Annotated in this window: 16 protein-coding genes and 1 pseudogene; 8 read left to right on the top strand and 9 right to left on the bottom strand. The window is 61.0% G+C overall.

The genetic code is table 11. The annotated features are described in order from the left end of the window. Positions 1-3: 3 nt before the first annotated feature. From ACZ5Y5_RS17045 to ACZ5Y5_RS17025, 5 genes are all read right to left on the bottom strand, one after another. On the bottom strand, positions 4-411 hold the full coding sequence (locus tag ACZ5Y5_RS17045; RefSeq protein ID WP_464810613.1) for a GlcG/HbpS family heme-binding protein: 408 nt from the start codon (positions 409-411) through the stop codon (positions 4-6). Positions 412-475: 64 nt separating this feature from the next. After that, positions 476-2,053, bottom strand: coding sequence for a hypothetical protein (locus ACZ5Y5_RS17040; protein WP_464810612.1), 1,578 nt, complete (start codon positions 2,051-2,053; stop codon positions 476-478). Between the two features lie 111 nt (positions 2,054-2,164). Beyond that, a complete protein-coding gene (locus tag ACZ5Y5_RS17035) occupies positions 2,165-2,353 on the bottom strand; it encodes a hypothetical protein (protein WP_464810611.1) in 189 nt (62 codons plus the stop codon). 70 nt (positions 2,354-2,423) lie between these two features. Next, on the bottom strand, positions 2,424-2,975 hold the full coding sequence (locus ACZ5Y5_RS17030; RefSeq protein ID WP_464810610.1) for an rRNA large subunit pseudouridine synthase E: 552 nt from the start codon (positions 2,973-2,975) through the stop codon (positions 2,424-2,426). A gap of 4 nt (positions 2,976-2,979) precedes the next feature. Continuing rightward, positions 2,980-4,128: a JmjC domain-containing protein gene (locus ACZ5Y5_RS17025; protein ID WP_464810609.1), complete on the bottom strand. Its 1,149-nt coding sequence runs from the start codon at positions 4,126-4,128 to the stop codon at positions 2,980-2,982. 134 nt (positions 4,129-4,262) lie between these two features. Between ACZ5Y5_RS17025 and ACZ5Y5_RS17020 the strand changes: the two genes are divergently transcribed. Both ACZ5Y5_RS17020 and ACZ5Y5_RS17015 read left to right on the top strand, forming a co-directional pair. After that, positions 4,263-6,317 (top strand): TonB-dependent siderophore receptor, encoded by a 2,055-nt coding sequence (locus tag ACZ5Y5_RS17020; protein ID WP_464810608.1) that lies wholly within the window; start codon positions 4,263-4,265, stop codon positions 6,315-6,317. 188 nt (positions 6,318-6,505) lie between these two features. After that, positions 6,506-7,321: an SDR family NAD(P)-dependent oxidoreductase gene (locus ACZ5Y5_RS17015; RefSeq protein ID WP_464810607.1), complete on the top strand. Its 816-nt coding sequence runs from the start codon at positions 6,506-6,508 to the stop codon at positions 7,319-7,321. A gap of 51 nt (positions 7,322-7,372) precedes the next feature. Here the strand turns inward: ACZ5Y5_RS17015 and ACZ5Y5_RS17010 are convergent, their stop codons facing one another. After that, the gene (locus ACZ5Y5_RS17010) at positions 7,373-8,017 is read right to left on the bottom strand and encodes a TetR/AcrR family transcriptional regulator (protein WP_464810606.1); all 645 of its coding nucleotides are present in this window, start codon (positions 8,015-8,017) and stop codon (positions 7,373-7,375) included. A gap of 196 nt (positions 8,018-8,213) precedes the next feature. Next, positions 8,214-8,684 (bottom strand): Lrp/AsnC family transcriptional regulator, encoded by a 471-nt coding sequence (locus ACZ5Y5_RS17005; protein ID WP_464810605.1) that lies wholly within the window; start codon positions 8,682-8,684, stop codon positions 8,214-8,216. 94 nt (positions 8,685-8,778) lie between these two features. Here ACZ5Y5_RS17005 and phhA point away from each other — a divergent pair, with 94 nt between their 5' ends. From phhA to maiA, 5 genes are all read left to right on the top strand, one after another. Then, entirely contained in the window at positions 8,779-9,642 is an 864-nt protein-coding gene (phhA, locus tag ACZ5Y5_RS17000; RefSeq protein WP_464810604.1) for a phenylalanine 4-monooxygenase, read from the top strand. After that, complete coding sequence (gene hppD / locus ACZ5Y5_RS16995; protein WP_464810603.1) at positions 9,639-10,685, top strand: 4-hydroxyphenylpyruvate dioxygenase; 1,047 nt, start codon at positions 9,639-9,641, stop codon at positions 10,683-10,685. Before phhA ends, hppD begins: the two co-directional genes overlap by 4 nt. Before the next feature lie 70 nt (positions 10,686-10,755). Next, complete coding sequence (hmgA, locus tag ACZ5Y5_RS16990; protein WP_464811636.1) at positions 10,756-12,039, top strand: homogentisate 1,2-dioxygenase; 1,284 nt, start codon at positions 10,756-10,758, stop codon at positions 12,037-12,039. Beyond that, complete coding sequence (gene fahA, locus ACZ5Y5_RS16985) at positions 12,036-13,334, top strand: fumarylacetoacetase (protein WP_464810602.1); 1,299 nt, start codon at positions 12,036-12,038, stop codon at positions 13,332-13,334. Before hmgA ends, fahA begins: the two co-directional genes overlap by 4 nt. After that, positions 13,331-13,972, top strand: a complete 642-nt coding sequence (maiA, locus tag ACZ5Y5_RS16980; protein WP_464810601.1) for a maleylacetoacetate isomerase — start codon at positions 13,331-13,333, stop codon at positions 13,970-13,972. Before fahA ends, maiA begins: the two co-directional genes overlap by 4 nt. On the opposite strand, the gene ACZ5Y5_RS16975 is transcribed toward maiA, so the two are convergent. Then, the gene (locus ACZ5Y5_RS16975; protein ID WP_464810600.1) at positions 13,973-14,626 is read right to left on the bottom strand and encodes a glutathione S-transferase family protein; all 654 of its coding nucleotides are present in this window, start codon (positions 14,624-14,626) and stop codon (positions 13,973-13,975) included. A 171-nt stretch (positions 14,627-14,797) separates the two neighbouring features. On the opposite strand from ACZ5Y5_RS16975, the pseudogene ACZ5Y5_RS16970 reads away from it, so the two are divergent. Continuing rightward, positions 14,798-15,553: pseudogene (locus ACZ5Y5_RS16970) on the top strand (ZIP family metal transporter). A gap of 47 nt (positions 15,554-15,600) precedes the next feature. Here the strand turns inward: ACZ5Y5_RS16970 and ACZ5Y5_RS16965 are convergent. Then, entirely contained in the window at positions 15,601-16,134 is a 534-nt protein-coding gene (locus ACZ5Y5_RS16965; protein WP_464810599.1) for a hemerythrin domain-containing protein, read from the bottom strand. Positions 16,135-16,156 lie beyond the last annotated feature (22 nt).

Raw genomic sequence — 16,156 nt, 5'->3', positions numbered from 1 at the left:
CCGCTAGGACGATATGGCGGCGATCCCCGCGCGGGCTATCTGAGCATCCTGATCGGACTTGACGCCGGAGACGCCCACCGCGCCGACGAAATCTCCTTCGACCACAATGGGAACGCCGCCCTCCAGCATCGCCTGCAGCGCGGGAGCGGTCAGCATCGACACGCGGCCATTGAGGATGAGGTCTTCATAGACCTTGGATTCCCGGCGGCCCAGGATCGAGGTTACAGCCTTTGCAGGCGCCATATGGGTGGTGCTGGCGGCGGCGCCGTCCAATCGGATCAGGCCTAGCAGATGGCCTCCGTCATCCACGACAGCTATTGAGACAGCCCAGCCATTGGCGAGCGCCTCAGCCTCTGCTGCGGCCAGAATGGCCTTCACATCTTGCGCTTCCAGGCTGTGCTTGGTCTTCATCGATCGGTCCGTTTCTTGGGGCGGTGAAGCCGCGCTTTAGCATTCAAGGCGTATCTTGCCAGCCTTATAGCGCGGGCGCCGGCAGAGTTTCGGCCGGGTACGCGGGCATGGACAGCATGACCGGCTTTTCCGCGCCGAAAGACTGGATGGCGATCTTCACATCGCCCGTTGCCGTCTGATCGGACAAGGGAATATCGATGGACAGGACATCCCCATCCGGCGCCTGCCATGGGGCCGCCAAGCTTCGCCCGCCAGGTAATTGAACGGAGATATTCTTGACGCAGCTGAAGGAAGTACCCTTCACCGCTAGCCTGTTTTTCTGGCCCGTGATCAGGCGTTGACCGGGCGCTACTTGCCAGCTTTCATTGTCTGGAAACTCGACCGCGAATTCAGGTCCATCGAAGCGCTCGAAGCCCCAGAAGCCCTGCAGGCGTGCTGTGACGGAGCCTTTGAAATTTGCTGGCCTGAAGGGCGAGGCGAAGACATAGCCGCCGCGGTCAGCCCGCGCGACCACCGGCATATCTACGGCCCGCCCATCCTTGTCGGGTAGCCGCAGCATCATGTCATGGGCATAGTCGGTGGCGAACACCAGTGGCGCTCCATCGACACCGAATACCGCACCGGGGCGTGTTGCGCAGATCGGGGCATCGCCGCTCTTGCGCAGCGGCGGCGGCACATTTTTCTCGATCGCGGGCAACGCGGCGACCAGCACGGACTTCGGCTTACGAAACGATGGGGCACTGTTCAGCAGCAGCGACATTGACCCGCCATTCTGAATGCCCAATGCGGGCAGATAGTTGAATTCAGGATTGTTGAACGCGCCAAAGATGCGGGCAAGGTCGCGCACCACCCCGATATAGGGGCTGTAAAAGCCATATCCGGCTTCCCGGGTGGCACTCAGTTGCAGCGCCAGATCGGTGGGCGCGCCGATGATCGTTTCGGTCAGCGAATTGCTGTGGATGTCGCCCAACACCAGACTGTCCCTGTTTTCGACAAGGCAGGCGGCCTGAAACTCCACCACCTTTGCCAGGCAGTCCGGGTTGAGCTTCACCGCAAGGCTGGAGGAAAGGATTGGCGCGACATTCCTCAAATATTCCGGGTGCGTATTTTCCTGAGAGCGTATCCCCAGGATGAAGGCATTGAGCCGGGTTCGATCCAGTGACGCCTTGTTGATGTCCTGCGTGACGCGGACAAATTCACCCGGTCTTCCGCGGATCGCGTCAGAGATGGTGCCTAGATCGCCTCCCGTATCCGGAACCATGAACAGCACCAGCTGTCGGGCATGATCCGGCACCGTCAGCTTCAATATCCGCTTCTTTTCCTTCTGCTGCCATGTCTCCGCATTGTTTATCCAACTTTTGGGCGGTGGATTGGTCACGCCGCGCAGAAAGGCGGAGATCAGCCGGTAGCGGACGGACTGATCGGGTGGCAGATTGGCCTCGATCCTTAGGATGTCGCCTGTCGCCAGTGCCGGGACTTGGCCGATCGGGAGGGTGCGCCCCGCACGACTGACGCCGACAGAGAGCTCAGGACCGGCGAGATCGAAGGGCGCTGGGTCGGCGGCCGACGCGGGGATGCTGGCCAGGCATGCCGCGATGGCGAAAAAGCAAAGGAGCGGCGAAGGAGTCCGGCGGAAGGTCATGCTTTCTCCCTGCGCGGTGAAACGGCTCCGTCAAGACAAGCCGCTATCTTTTCGGCTTTTCCGCTCCGCAAGAGAGGCAGAGCGCGCCTGAGGCGCCTCATGATAGTCGTTTCAATTCCCAAACGCCTCGTCCGGGAGCGGCGTCAATGCTGCGAACAGCTTGTCCGCGACCTTTTCAACGCGCTTGCTCGCTATTTTCCGGCTTAAAGCATCAGCTTCATCCGTCCGCTGCTCGCTGGCGTGATTGCATGCGGCGACGGCCAGCCCAGCCGCCAGGATCACAAAGGTGGTTCGGGACATCGGGAGCTTTCCAAAAGGTTTTCGGCCCAACGCCTTGTTGATGCTCCTCGTTCCACTAGGACCGGAAAAGCTAACCGGTCTGGGGTGCTTCTCGCCACTGCCCTGGGTCGATGCCATCGAGGGTCCAGTCGCCTATTCGCCAGCGGACCAAGCGCAGGGTGGGATGGCCGACGGCCGCTGTCATTCGGCGTACCTGCCGGTTGCGGCCTTCACGGATCGTTAGTTTCAGCCAGGAGTCGGGTACGGTCTTGCGGAACCGGACCGGGGGATCGCGCGGCCAGAGAGCCGGGTCTTCGATCCGTTCGACCTTCGCCGGCAAGGTCGGCCCATCCTTCAGCCGGACGCCGCGCCGTAGCGCTTCCAGCGCCGCCTCGTCTGGTTCGCCCTCGACCTGCGTGAGGTAGGTTTTGGGCATCTTGAACCGAGGATCGGCGATCCGCGCCTGGAGCCGGCCATCGTCGGTCAGCAGCAGCAAGCCTTCGCTGTCGAGGTCCAGCCTCCCGGCGGGATAGATGCCGGGCCGGTCGATATAGGCGGCAAGGGTAGGGCGCGCAGGTCCCGTGCTTTCGTCAGTGAACTGGCACAGCACGCCATAGGGCTTGTTGAAGAGGATGAGCGTCATGGCCTCAATCCTCATCCTCGAAGGCCAGACCGCCCTGATCGATCAGGGCCTTGATGAGCATGACTGCCGATCGTGAGGTGGCAAGGCTCCGATTGGGCTGCATGATGGGTGCTGCGGCCAATTGTTCCGCCAGCGCGGCTGTGTCGCCCGCCAGTTCGAAACAATGGCCATCGACAAACAGCAGGACGCCGCCGCCCTGCCGGATAAAGGCGAAGCGGCTGGCGGGATTGCGACGGAGTGGCGTGCCTAGCACGAGGAGGGCCTCGACCTCCTGCTCTTCGATCGGCTCGTCAGGACGCCAATCGGTTTCGGCATATTTGGGCAGGCTGTTATACAGCCCGAACCAGCGGGCGAAGGCGTCGCGGTCCGACAATGCCTCCATCGTTATTTGATGTAGCCGGTCGAGGGCGGGGCCGGTGATCTCGCCCGCATTTGCCTGGATCGCGAGGCCCGGATCGGCATAGCGGTCCTCTTCGGACAGTCCGTCTGCCTGATGCTCGCTCCAGCCTTCGACCAGCTCCGCGACGGATGGGGCGCGGAAGCCAATGGAATAGGTCATGCAGTCGTTGCTGACGGCGGCGCCATCATGCGCGTAGCAAGGGGGGACATAGAGTATGTCGCCCAGTTCCAGAATCCATTCGTCGGTGGCGTCGAAGTCGGCGATCAGGCGCAGGTCTTCATGCGGCACGAGAGGCGTGGAGGAATCGCACCGCGGCCCCACCCGCCACCGCCGCTTCCCCAATCCCTGGATCAGGAACACGTCATATTGATCATAATGCGGCCCGACGCCGCCGCCGTCCGTCGCATAGCTGACCATTACGTCGTCGATCCGCCAATTGGGGATGAAGCGGAAAGGTTCGATCAGCTCGGCGACCTCGGGCGCATGATGATCCACGGCCTGCACCAGCAATGTCCAGGGGCTATCCCCCAGTTCGCCGAAGCGCGCCTCCGCCAAGGGGCCGCTTTCCATCTTCAGACCGTCTGTGTCTTGGATGATCAGCCGGGATTCCACGCCTTCTTCACAGGCTAGCCCCGCCAGTTCGTCCGGCTCCAGCGGATTGCGCCAGCTGCTCCAAGGATTGCGGATCAGCAGGGGACGCCTCTGCCAATAATCGCGCAGGAATAGATCGACGTCGAAACCGGGCATCTGCATCTGCTGCCCATGCGCCGCCCGGCGGGCGCTGTCAAAGCCGCTGATCCTGCCCGCCTCATCACAGTTGAATTGCTATTGCTAATCGATCGCAATACCTATACCCGCAGCGACATAAACGATCAGGGGGATTTCAGATGAAGACTGACAGCATCATGAAGATCGGCGTCGCGCTGGCGGCCTTGTCGGCGGCCCATCCGGTCAGGGCCAATGACACGACGGCTCCCGAAGATGCGGGCGTTAGCAGCGATAGCATCGTGGTAACCGCGCGGGCAGGCACAAAGACCGAAACGCCGCCGATCCAGGTCCCGCAGCCTGTTACCGTCATCAGCGACCAGACTTTCCTGTCGCAGGGCGCAATCAGTATCAGCGATACCGTACGTTATGCGGCAGGGGTAACGGCAAACGCCTATGGCCGCGACACGCGCGTGGACAGTTTCGTCATCCGCGGCATCAGCGCGCAGCAGTTCCGCGACGGCATGCGAGATATCTTCAGCTATTATGCGAGCATTACCGCTGACCCCTATAATTTCTCGCAAGTGGAGATTGTGCGCGGCCCCGCATCAGTGTTGTTCGGCCAAGGTTCGATCGGCGGACTCGTCAACCTCGTGTCCAAGACGCCGGCATTTCAGACGGGCGGGGAAGTGTCGGTCGTCTATGGCAGCTATGACCGCAGGGAAGCGATGGGCGACGTGAATGTCGCACTGTCCGACACGTTGGCGGTTCGCGCGGTCGGCCGGGTCCGCGATGCCGATACCTATGTCGACCATGTCCGCGACGACCGGGTCTTCTTCTCGCCATCCATCCGGTGGCAACCGACGCCCGACACCGATATCACCTTGCTTGGCCTATACCAGAAGGACAAGAGCGGTTCGACGTCGCAGTTCCTGCCGATCGTCGGCACGTTCCGGCCCAATCCCAACAACAGCGAGAAGCTCGATCCCTTCCTCTTCGTTGGAAAGCCGGGCTGGGACCGTTATGACGGCCGCATGCTTCAGGGCGAAGGATCGCTGACCCAGCGTTTCGGCGACAATGTTCAGTTGAACGTGAAGGCGCGCTACATCGACAGCGATCTCACCTATTTCACGCATTATACCGACAGCTACACCAATCCGACCTACCCTTATCTGGATGCTGCCGGGCGCACGATAGCTCTGTTGAGCGAGGGCTCCTATGCCCGGATGAATGTGTTTTCGACCGACAACAACCTGCTTTTCAAATTCAACACCGGGTCGCAGATCGAACATAAGCTGCTGGTTGGCGTTGATTATAGCTGGAACGAAGTGCGTAAGCGCGGCGGCTATGGTTCGGACATCATCGATCTATATGACATCGACTATGACGCGTTGACCATTCCCGCGCTGGACGACTATTCGACGCGAGAATCGCAGAAGCAGCTCGGTATCTATGTGCAGGACCAGATCCGCATGTGGGATCGCGTATCGGTCGTGTTGGGCGCGCGGCGCGATCGCGTGAAGACGGCCGGTTCGGCGGTGAAGGACAAGGCCACGACTTTCCGCGCCGGGATTATCGGCGAAGTCATCGCAGGCTTCTCACCCTTCTTCAGCTACACCGAAAGCTTCCTGCCGATCGCCATGACGGTCGACGGCGGCGCTCCGGCCAAGCCCCAGCGCGGCACGCAATATGAGGCGGGCGTCAAGTGGCAGCCGGAACCCAACACGATGCTGACGGTAACCGCATTCCACATCAAGGAAATCAATCGCATCATCTACGGCGCTGGCACATCGGTCACTCAGTCGGGTGAAATCACCAGCAAGGGCATCGAAGTCGAAGCCAGCCACAGATTGCCGGAAGATTTCGAATTGCTGGTCAATTATGGCTACAACAAGCTTGTTTCGCATGAGACGGCGACATTCGACTATCTGCCGCGCCATATGGCTTCGCTTTGGACGACCAAGACCTTCGGCCTGGAAGACGGAGCACAACTGCGGCTTGGCGCGGGGGTGAACTATACCGGGAAACGTAGCTCGGTCGGATCGCTGTGGACCATAGTGACGCCCAGCTACACGTTGGTCGATGCGCTGGCGGAGATCAACTGGAAGGACTGGCGCTTCGCGATCAACGCGACCAACCTGCTGAACAAGCGCTATTTCGCATCGTGCCTGTCGCGGGGTGACTGCTTTGTGGGCGCGCCTCGCAATGTCATGGGCACGGCGACTTTCCGTTTCTGATCGAGCAGCGGCATGGTGCGGGGCATTGCCTTGCGCCATGCCGCTCCGCCTTTTTCCGCGGATGCCGATTTTGATGATCCACGCGAGCGCCCTCGCACAGCGGCATGATAGCTCTTCACTATCTTCTTGACTCAATATGGAACGCATAGATACCCATTTTTCAAGAAGCGGAGAGAGGATGATCAGCTATGGCGCGCTTGGACGGAAAAGTCGCAATTGTGACGGGGGCGGGCCGCCCGGGGAATATCGGTGCGGCGGTATGTGACGCCTTCTTGCGGGAAGGTGCGCGGGCAGTAATTGCGACCGACTTGCGGGTGGACTCCACCGAGGCGCTGACCGGCGAGATGGATGGCAAGCATGGCGCGGGCCGGTTCAAGCTGGTGGCGCAGGACGCGACGCTGGAGGCCGATTGGGCAGCTTTGGTCCAATCGGTTCTTGCCGAATTCGGCGCGATCGACGTCCTGGTGAACAATGCGGGCATTTCGATCCACGGCGGCATCGAAACTACGTCCCTGGAAGATTTGCGCAAAGTGATGGCGGTCAATCATGACAGCGGTTTCCTGGGTATGAAACATTGCGCGCCCGCGCTGGCCGAAACCGTCAAGCGCTTTCCCGGCGGCGGATCGGTGATCAATACCGTGTCGATGGCGTCATACATGCCCAACGCCAATAACCTCGGCTACCATGTGTCCAAATCGGCGCAGCGAATGCTGACGTTGTGCGGCGCAATCGAATTTGGTCCGAAGCGGATCCGCGTGAATTCGGTGCATCCAGGACAGACCACTACGCCGCTTCTGAAAGAAGCCTATGAAGAATATGCCCGTATCGGCCTTTATGAATCGGGCGAGGCTGGCATTCAGAACCTGGTCAGTATGTGCCCGCTCGGTATCGAGAGCTTTCCCGACGATACGGCGCACGCCTTTGTCTATTTGGCATCGGACGAGTCCCGGTTCGTGACCGGCGCGTCCATCTATCATGACGGTGGCCTCGGGCGCCGCTACTGAGCTAAAGGGGGGTGACAGGCGGCTGGCGGTGAGCGCCCCGGCCGCCTATCATCATGAAGCCGGCGCCAAACCGCGCGCGATAAGGATGGCGATGCGCCGCGCCTTTTCATCCGCTTCTGAGTCCGAAAGCGGCTGTGCGGTCCCCGCGGAGACCGCCGTCACCATCTCCTGCGACAGTACCCACAGGAATATGGATGCGATTTCATCGCAATCGACTGGACGGATGAGGCCCCTGTCCTGAAGCCGTTTGAGATAGGATCGAAGTGGTGTCTGCTGCCGGACCCTGCGCGCCTCCTCCATCGCTTCCCTGAATTCGGGAAAGCGGAGCCCTTCGCGCATGCTGATCGCGGTGATGGCGTGGGCGGCGGGTGTGCGGGTGCTGCGCATGATCATGCGCGCCCATTCATACAGCCCCTCTGCCGGATCGTCCCGGTCGAGCAGGCTGAGATCAGCGGCCATGTTGCGATCCGCTATTCGGTCCAGCACGGCGCGCAGCAGGCCAGGCTTGCCGCCATATTTGGCATAGATAGTCTTTTTGGAAACTTTCGCGCGCTGCGCGATGACCTGCAGTGTGGCCCGCTCATAACCGAGTTCGATAAGGACTTGTTCGGCCACTTCCAGCAGAGCCTGAGCGCGATTTTCAACCTCTGCCGACTTTGGCCGGCCCGCCCTGTTTCGCCGCTGCTGCTCGTGCATCGCGCATGCTTGGCGGTATCGGCGGTTTAGTGCAAGGGGCTGGAGTAGCTGACGGAGAAAGCGTCCCGCCTTGCCCCAGGAGGCGGGACGGGACGCTCCTACGGTCGCAGGCCGCCCCCGATTAACCGTGCGCGGGCCGCGTCCATGCGGGATAACCGGCTAAGCCGTTGATAGTTCCCGGTCATTGGGCATGCGCTCAGACAGGGATGGCCGTCGTATATTTGGTCATGGAAAGCGCGAAATGAGAGGCAGCATTCGCCACCGCCGCTTGTCCTAGCAGGATGTGCATCAGGAAGTGATTATAGTCGGCGACATCGGCGACGACGATGCGGAGCAGATAGTCCCACTCGCCCGACATCGAAAAACATTCGACGATCTCCGGTCTGCTGTCGACGAAATCCTCAAAAGCCTGACGCGCGTCGCGAGCGTGGCTGCGCATGCGGATGTTGCAAAGCACGTTCACGCCGCGATCGATCTTTTCCGGATCGACAAGACGTACTGAGCCGGTGAGGACGCCCGCCGCCTCCAGCGCTTTGATGCGGCGCCAGCAGGATGCGGTGGACGCGCCGACCCTGTCCGCCAATTCGGCATGGCTTACCGTTGCATCCCTTTGCAGGATTGATAGGATTCTGCGGTCGATATCGTCGATCTGATGAAAGTTTTTCATATTTTCTGCTAAACCGATCAAAGATCATCAGAGATTGCTCCTTTTTACGGGATATTGAAACCTCTTTTCAGCGGCGTTGTGTGATAAGATCGCCATGGCCCAGTCAGCCACCGAACGCCCGGCGGGAGCCGCCGAGGACTGGACGATCCCGCAGGATTGGACGGCATACACGCCTGACGACCACGCGATGTGGGACAGGCTGTTCGCGCGTCAGGCGGCGATGCTTCCCGGGCGGGCCGTGAAGGAATTTGTGGACGGGCTGGACGTACTCCGCCTGTCGAAGTCGGGCATTCCCGATTTTGCGGAATTGTCGGAACGGCTGATGAAGCTGACCGGCTGGCAGGTCGTGGCGGTGCCGGGACTTGTGCCCGATCGGGTCTTCTTTGAACATCTGGCGAACCGGCGCTTTGTCGCGGGTCGCTTCATCCGCACGCCGGCGCAACTGGATTATTTGCAGGAGCCAGACGTCTTTCACGATGTTTTCGGTCATGTGCCGCTGCTCGCGCATCCGGTCTTTGCGGATTATATGCAGGCTTATGGGGAAGGGGGCCTTCGCGCGGATGGATTGGGCGCCATCGACCATCTGGCGCGGCTTTACTGGTACACAGTCGAGTTCGGCCTTATCCGGCAAGGCGAGGATTTGAAGCTATATGGCGCGGGCATATTGTCTTCCTATGGGGAGTCGATCTTTGCCCTGGACGATCCGTCCCCCAATCGCGTCGGCTTTGACCTCAAGCGGGTAATGCGGACCAATTATCGCATCGACGATTATCAGCAGACCTATTTCGTGATCGACAGTTTCGACGATCTGCTCCGCCAGACCGTCGAGATGGACTTCGCGCCGCTATATGAAGCGTTGCAGCAGGAAAGTGACTTGGGAACTGCTGACATCATTCCGCAGGACAGGATCTTCAAACGGGGCACGCAAGCCTATGCGCAGTCCAAAATGGGAGCATGACTGGCATGACAGCCAATCCGCTGGGCCTTAACGGCTTTGAATTTGTCGAATTTACCTCGCCAGAGCCTGACGCGATGGCGCAGCAGTTCCAGCAATTGGGCTTTGTGCCGACTCATCGGCATCCGGTGAAGAATATCACGCGATACAAGCAGGGGCGTATCAACCTGATGCTGAATCGCGACGATGTCGGAAGGGTCGCCGCCTTCCGCGGGGAGCATGGGCCATCGGCTAGCGCCATGGCCTTTCGTGTGGCCGATCCCAAGGCCGCGATGCGCTGGGCAATCGATCATGGCGCTAAGCCGACCGAGGAGGATGACACGGTCATTCAGGGGATTGGCGGGTCCTATCTCTATTTCGTGAAGGATGGCACGGACCTTTATGCGAACTGGGCGGAGTTTCCGGGTTGGCGCGAAGCAGAGGCGGACAACAATGTTGGGCTCGACCTGCTCGATCACCTGACCCACAATGTCGAGCGCGGCCATATGCGGGTTTGGAGCGAGTTCTACCGCACGCTCTTTAATTTCGAAGAGCAGAAATATTTCGATATCAGGGGGCAGGCGACCGGGCTTTTCAGCCAGGCGATGATTGCGCCCGACCGGGCGATACGCATTCCACTCAACGAAAGCCAGGATGACAATAGCCAGATCGAAGAATTCATTCGTCAATATCATGGCGAGGGTATTCAGCATTTGGCGATGACAACGGCGAATATCTACGAGACGGTGGAGAAACTGCGCGCGCGGGGCGTGCGGCTGCAGGATACGATCGACACCTATTATGAGCTGGTCGATAAGCGGGTGCCCGGGCATGGCGAGGACTTGGGACGGCTGAAAAAGAACCGCATCCTGATCGACGGCGATGCGAAGGAGGAGGGAATATTGCTCCAGATCTTCACGGAAAATATGTTCGGCCCGATTTTCTTCGAGATCATCCAGCGCAAGGGCAATGAAGGTTTCGGCAACGGCAATTTTCAGGCATTGTTCGAGAGTATCGAACTGGATCAGATACGGCGCGGCGTGATCACCGTGGACGAGAGAGGCTAATATGACGGGTCCCGGCACTGGCGGTTCATCCCTTCCAGTGGTCGAGGCGTCAGGCTCTGCCGAGCGGACATTGCCGGGTTTCGGCAACCATCATTCCACCGAAGCGATCGCCGGCGCTTTGCCGGTCGGCCGCAACTCGCCCCAGCATGCGCCCTATGGGCTCTACGCAGAGCAGCTTTCCGGCACCGCCTTTACGGCGCCCCGGCATCAGAACCATCGCAGCTGGCTGTACCGAATGCGGCCGTCGGCGGGCCATCCGCCATTCCGCCCCTATGCCGCCCCGAGCCTGCTTCGCTCCGGCCCGTTCAACGAATGTGCGCCGTGGCCCAACCGGCTGCGCTGGAACCCGGTCGAACCGCCTGACGAGCCTATCGACTTCATCGACGGGCTCATCAGCTATGCGGGCAATGGGGATGTCGCGGCGGGTGTCGGATGCGGCGTTCATATGTTTGCCGCCAACAGGTCGATGATCGATCGGGCCTTTTTCAATGCCGATGGCGAGATGCTGATCCTGCCGCAGCAAGGGCGGCTGCGCATTGTGACCGAGTTCGGTGTGCTGAGCGTTGGTCCGCTCGAAATGGTGCTCATTCCCCGCGGCGTGCGCTTTCGAGTGGAGCTGCTTGATGCGGCGGTGCGCGGCTATGTGTGTGAAAATTACGGAGCGCTTTTCCGTCTGCCGGAGCTTGGGCCAATCGGATCGAACGGGCTCGCTAATGCGCGCGACTTCGAAGCGCCGGTCGCAGCCTATGAGGATGTCGAGCGGCCTTATGAGATCGTCCAGAAATTCATGGGCGCACTCTGGACGACCATGGCGGATCACAGTCCGTTCGATGTGGTCGCCTGGCACGGCAATCTGGCGCCCTTCCGCTATGACCTGCGGCGCTTCAACACAATCGGCACGGTCAGCTATGACCATCCCGATCCGTCTATCTTTACCCTCCTCACGTCGCCCAGCGATACGCCCGGCACCGCCAACGTCGATTTCGTGATCTTCCCGCCGCGATGGATGGTGGCGGAGGAGACGTTTCGGCCGCCCTGGTTCCATCGCAACGTGATGAGCGAGTTTATGGGCCTGATCCAGGGCGAATATGATGCAAAGTCCGGTGGTTTCCTGCCCGGCGGCGCGTCACTGCACAATTGCATGTCGGCGCATGGCCCGGACGTTGAAAGCCATGGCAAGGCCGTCTCAACCGAGTTGGGTCCGGTAAAGATCGACGACGTGATGGCTTTCATGTTCGAAAGCCGCTTTCCCTTCGCGCCCACCGCCTGGGCCATGGAGACGCCGCTATTGCAGGGGGATTATGACGCCTGCTGGGCGGATTTCCCCAAGGCGCAAGTGGAGCCGCGCTCATGAGCTGGTGGCAGACCGACGAAACCCATGATTGGAGGCGCACCAGCTGGGTGGAGAGCGCGCAGGGACATGGCGACTTCCCGATCCAGAACCTGCCCTTTGGCATTTTCGCGCCAGATGGTGAGGAGGCGCGGATCGGCATTGCCATTGGCGACATGATCCTGGATCTGCGCGCCTGCGCCGAGACCGGGCTGATCGGCGCGGACTGGCGGGAGGTATGCGGCAAGGCGGGGCTTAACTGTATGCTTGCCTTACCGTCTGAACGGCGGCGAGCATTGCGTCAGCGCATCAGCGAATTGCTTTCGCAAGAGGCGAACCGCACGGCTGTTGAGCCCTTGCTGTGCCGTGCCGCTGACTCCGTCCTGCATTTGCCTGCGCATATCGGCGATTATACGGATTTCTATGTCGGCATTCACCACGCCAACAATGTCGGGCGCCAATTCCGGCCGGACAATCCGTTGCTGCCCAATTATAAATATGTGCCGATTGGTTATCATGGCCGGGCTTCGTCGATCCGCCAATCCGGTGTGCCGGTTCGCCGCCCGAATGGACAGCGCAAGCCGCCGGATGCTGAGGCACCGATTGTCGGCCCCTCGGTCCGGCTGGACTATGAACTGGAATTGGGCGTGTGGATTGGTGCGGGCAATGCGCTGGGCGAGCCCATTCCGATCGAGGAGGCAGGCGAGCATGTGGCGGGTTTCTGTCTGCTCAACGACTGGTCCGCCCGCGACTTTCAGGCTTGGGAATATCAGCCGTTGGGCCCCTTTCTAGCGAAGAATTTCCAATCAACCATATCGCCCTGGGTGGTGACGGCCGAAGCCATGGCCCCATTTCGCGTGCCCCAGCCGCGCAGGCCGGTTGGTGATCCGGACCCGCTGCTCTATCTCATGTCCGAAGCGGACCAGCAGCACGGCGCGCTAGCTTTGACATTGGAGGCGTTTCTGCAGACGCAACGCATGCGGGAAGATGGCCAGCCGCCCGTCCGGCTCAGCAGCGGACCCGCGACCAACATGTATTGGACGGTCAATCAGATCGTCACCCATCATGCGTCGAACGGGTGCAACCTCAATCCAGGTGACCTGCTCGGCACCGGCACCATATCCGCGCCGACGCGCGATGGCTTTGGCAGCATGCTGGAATTGAGCTCAGGGGGACAGCAGCCGGTCCAGTTGCCCAATGGCGAGACGCGATCCTTTGTCGAGGATGGCGATGAAGTCATCCTGCGCGCCAAAGCAGAGGCGCCGGGCTTTGTTTCCATGGGGCTTGGCGAGTGCCGGGCCATGGTGCTGCCCGCATGAGCGCCCTGACGCTCCATGGCTATTGGCGCTCGTCAGCCGCCTATCGCGTTCGCATCGCGCTGAACCTGAAGGGCGTGGACTATGCGCAGGTCAGCCATGACCTGCGAGCTGGTGAACAGAGGCAGGACGACTATCTGGCGATCGCACCGCACGGATTGGTTCCGGCTCTGGTGGCTGACGGCACGATCCTGATCGAGAGCCCTGCGATCCTGGAATGGATAGAGGCGACCTGGCCCGCACCAGCGCTGCTGCCGGAAAAGCCGGAGGCGGTAGCCATTGTCCGGTCGATGGCGGCGCTGATCGCATGTGACATCCACCCGCTGAATAACCTGCGTGTGCTCAATCGGCTAAGGGAGGATTTCAACGCGAGCAAGGACCAAGTGAAGGCATGGGTCCGCCACTGGATCGCGGCAGGTTTTGCGCCGCTGGAGCAATTGGTCGCGCAGTATGGCGAGCCATTTGCCTTTGGCGATGCGCCGACGTTGGCGGACTGTTACCTGGTGCCGCAGCTCTATAACGCGCGGCGGTTCGGCGTTGACCTGACCCCCTATCCGAAGATGCTGGCGGCGGAGGAGGCAGCGTTGAGCCTACCCGCTTTCCAAGCCGCCCAGCCCGATCGCCAGCCGGACGCGGCCTGATCAGCCCGCCTGTCCGGATTTCATGAAAACCTCCAATTGATCGGCAAAGGCGCGCTGATAAGCGGGGCGCGCTTCGCCGCGCGCGATATAGGCGAGCAGCTTTGGATAGCGTTTCAGCAGGCCCGATGTGACCAGCCTGCGCAGAACGGTGATCATCAGCATGTCGCCAGCGCTGAACGGACCGTCCAGCCAATCGGCGTCTCCCAGATGAGCCGACAGTTCGCTTAAACGGCGATCCACCCGTTCATCCAGCATTGGCATGCGAGCCTCATACCAGCTTTTATCCCTCTCCATTAACTGGGGCATGACGCGTTCCAGGATTGGCGGCTCGACCGTGTTGAGCGCCGCGAACATCCAGGCGATCGCGCGGGCGCGGGCGTTGGGATCTTCTGGCAGCAGGCCGCCATGCCGCTCCGCGACGTGCAAAATGATGGCGCCGGATTCGAAGAGGACGAGACCGTCTTCCTCGTAGGTGGGAATCTGACCGAAGGGGTGCAGCTTTCTGTAGGCGGGCTCCTTCAACGCCTCGAACGAAAGCAGGCGGACCTGATAGGGCTGGCCCGCCTCTTCAAGCGCCCAGCGCACCCGCATGTCGCGCGCCAATCCCCGGCCGCGATCGGGGGATCGTTCAAAAGCGCTGATCGTGATGGTCATCGGCAAGCTCCGGATCGTTCACGGATGGGTGTCAGCCTAACCGTTCGACCTGCGGCTGTCGAACCAATGCGGGTCAGCCCGGGCGATTCACCGACGAGCCGGTGAAAGGAACCTCGGCTTCCAATGCGGGGTTCTTCCCTAGCTGAAGTGGAGACGATGTCGTTGAGCGGGATGGCGCTGCAGGCCGGGTTTTGGGGACTGGTTGGAGGTTCGGCCCTGCTGATTGGCGCTCTTGCCGGATATCTTGTCGCCCTGCCGCAGCGGCTGATCGCCGCGGTCATGGCGGTTGGCGCGGGGGTGCTGATTTCTGCGGTTGCTTTCGACCTGATGGACGAAGCTTATAGCAGAGGCGGCTTTGACTCCGCGGCATTCGGTTTCGTCGCGGGCGCGGCGGCTTATACCTTCGCCAATATCCTGGTCAGCCGCAATGGTGCGAAGCATCGGAAGCGGTCGGGTTCCAATCCCGAACAAAGCCAGCAATCCGCTAACGCTGGATCGGGCATGGCGATTGCGATCGGGGCGTTGCTGGACGGAATTCCGGAATCGATCGTGATCGGCGTCAGCCTGCTGGAAGGGAAGGGGGTCAGCATTCCGGCGGTTGTCGCGGTATTCCTGTCCAATGTGCCGGAGGGATTGTCGAGCGCGGCCGGGATGAAGAAGGCTGGCCGCAGCGCCGCCTATATTTTCCTGGTTTAGGGCGGCATCGCGCTCGCATCTGGTGTGGCTGCCCTGATCGGCAACATCGCATTGGCGGAGGCCAGCGCGGATATCATCGCTGCGACGACCGCGGTTGCGGCGGGCGCTATCCTGGCGATGCTGGTGGACACGATGATCCCGGAAGCGACGGAGGAGACCCATGAGTTTTCCGGGCTGATCGCGGTTGGTGGGTTCCTTCTGGCCTTCATTCTGTCCAAGACTGGCGGCTGAAGGCGGAGCGGCCAGCGCCAGCCATGTGGCGAGGGCTGGCGATCCTGTTACAGGCTGCTGTCGTAGCGGGACATTTCCTCGCGATACCGCGCCGTCATCCGGTCCTGATCCGCGGGAGGCCGTTCCTCCTTCAGGTGAAGGAAACGGTCATTTTCCTCCTCATAGACATGGTGGGCGACGGCCCCGCGGATGTGTTCGAGCTTTTCGCGCCAGTCCTGGCTGAGGGGATCGATCGCCTCCAGCAGGGCCAACTGCACCTTGGCGGCCTGCTGTTCCTCATAGGCCATGGCCATGTGCGTCTTATGATCATGCGACAGTTGCGGGTAGACGACCGCCTCTTCCGCACTGGAGTGGCTCGTCAGCAGGGCGGCGAGCTTGCGCTGGGCCCATGTGCGGCTTGGTGCATCGACGGCGGTTTGCGCTTCGGTGAAGGCGGCTTCAATCTGCTCGTGATGCTGGAGGATCTGGTCCAGCCAATCGCCGGGCGCGGCGGCGGCCCGGGCCCTTTGCCGGGCCTTAGCGCGGTCTTCTTCACTTTCCGGCGGGGTGACCGCCGCAACGATCCTGTCGAGGACAGACATTGCATGCTCCTTTTGCTGATCG

Source organism: Sphingobium sp. TomTYG65 (genome assembly GCF_055395525.1).
Note: the sequence above shows the minus strand (reverse complement) of the source record. Positions and strands in the feature narration are given on the sequence as shown.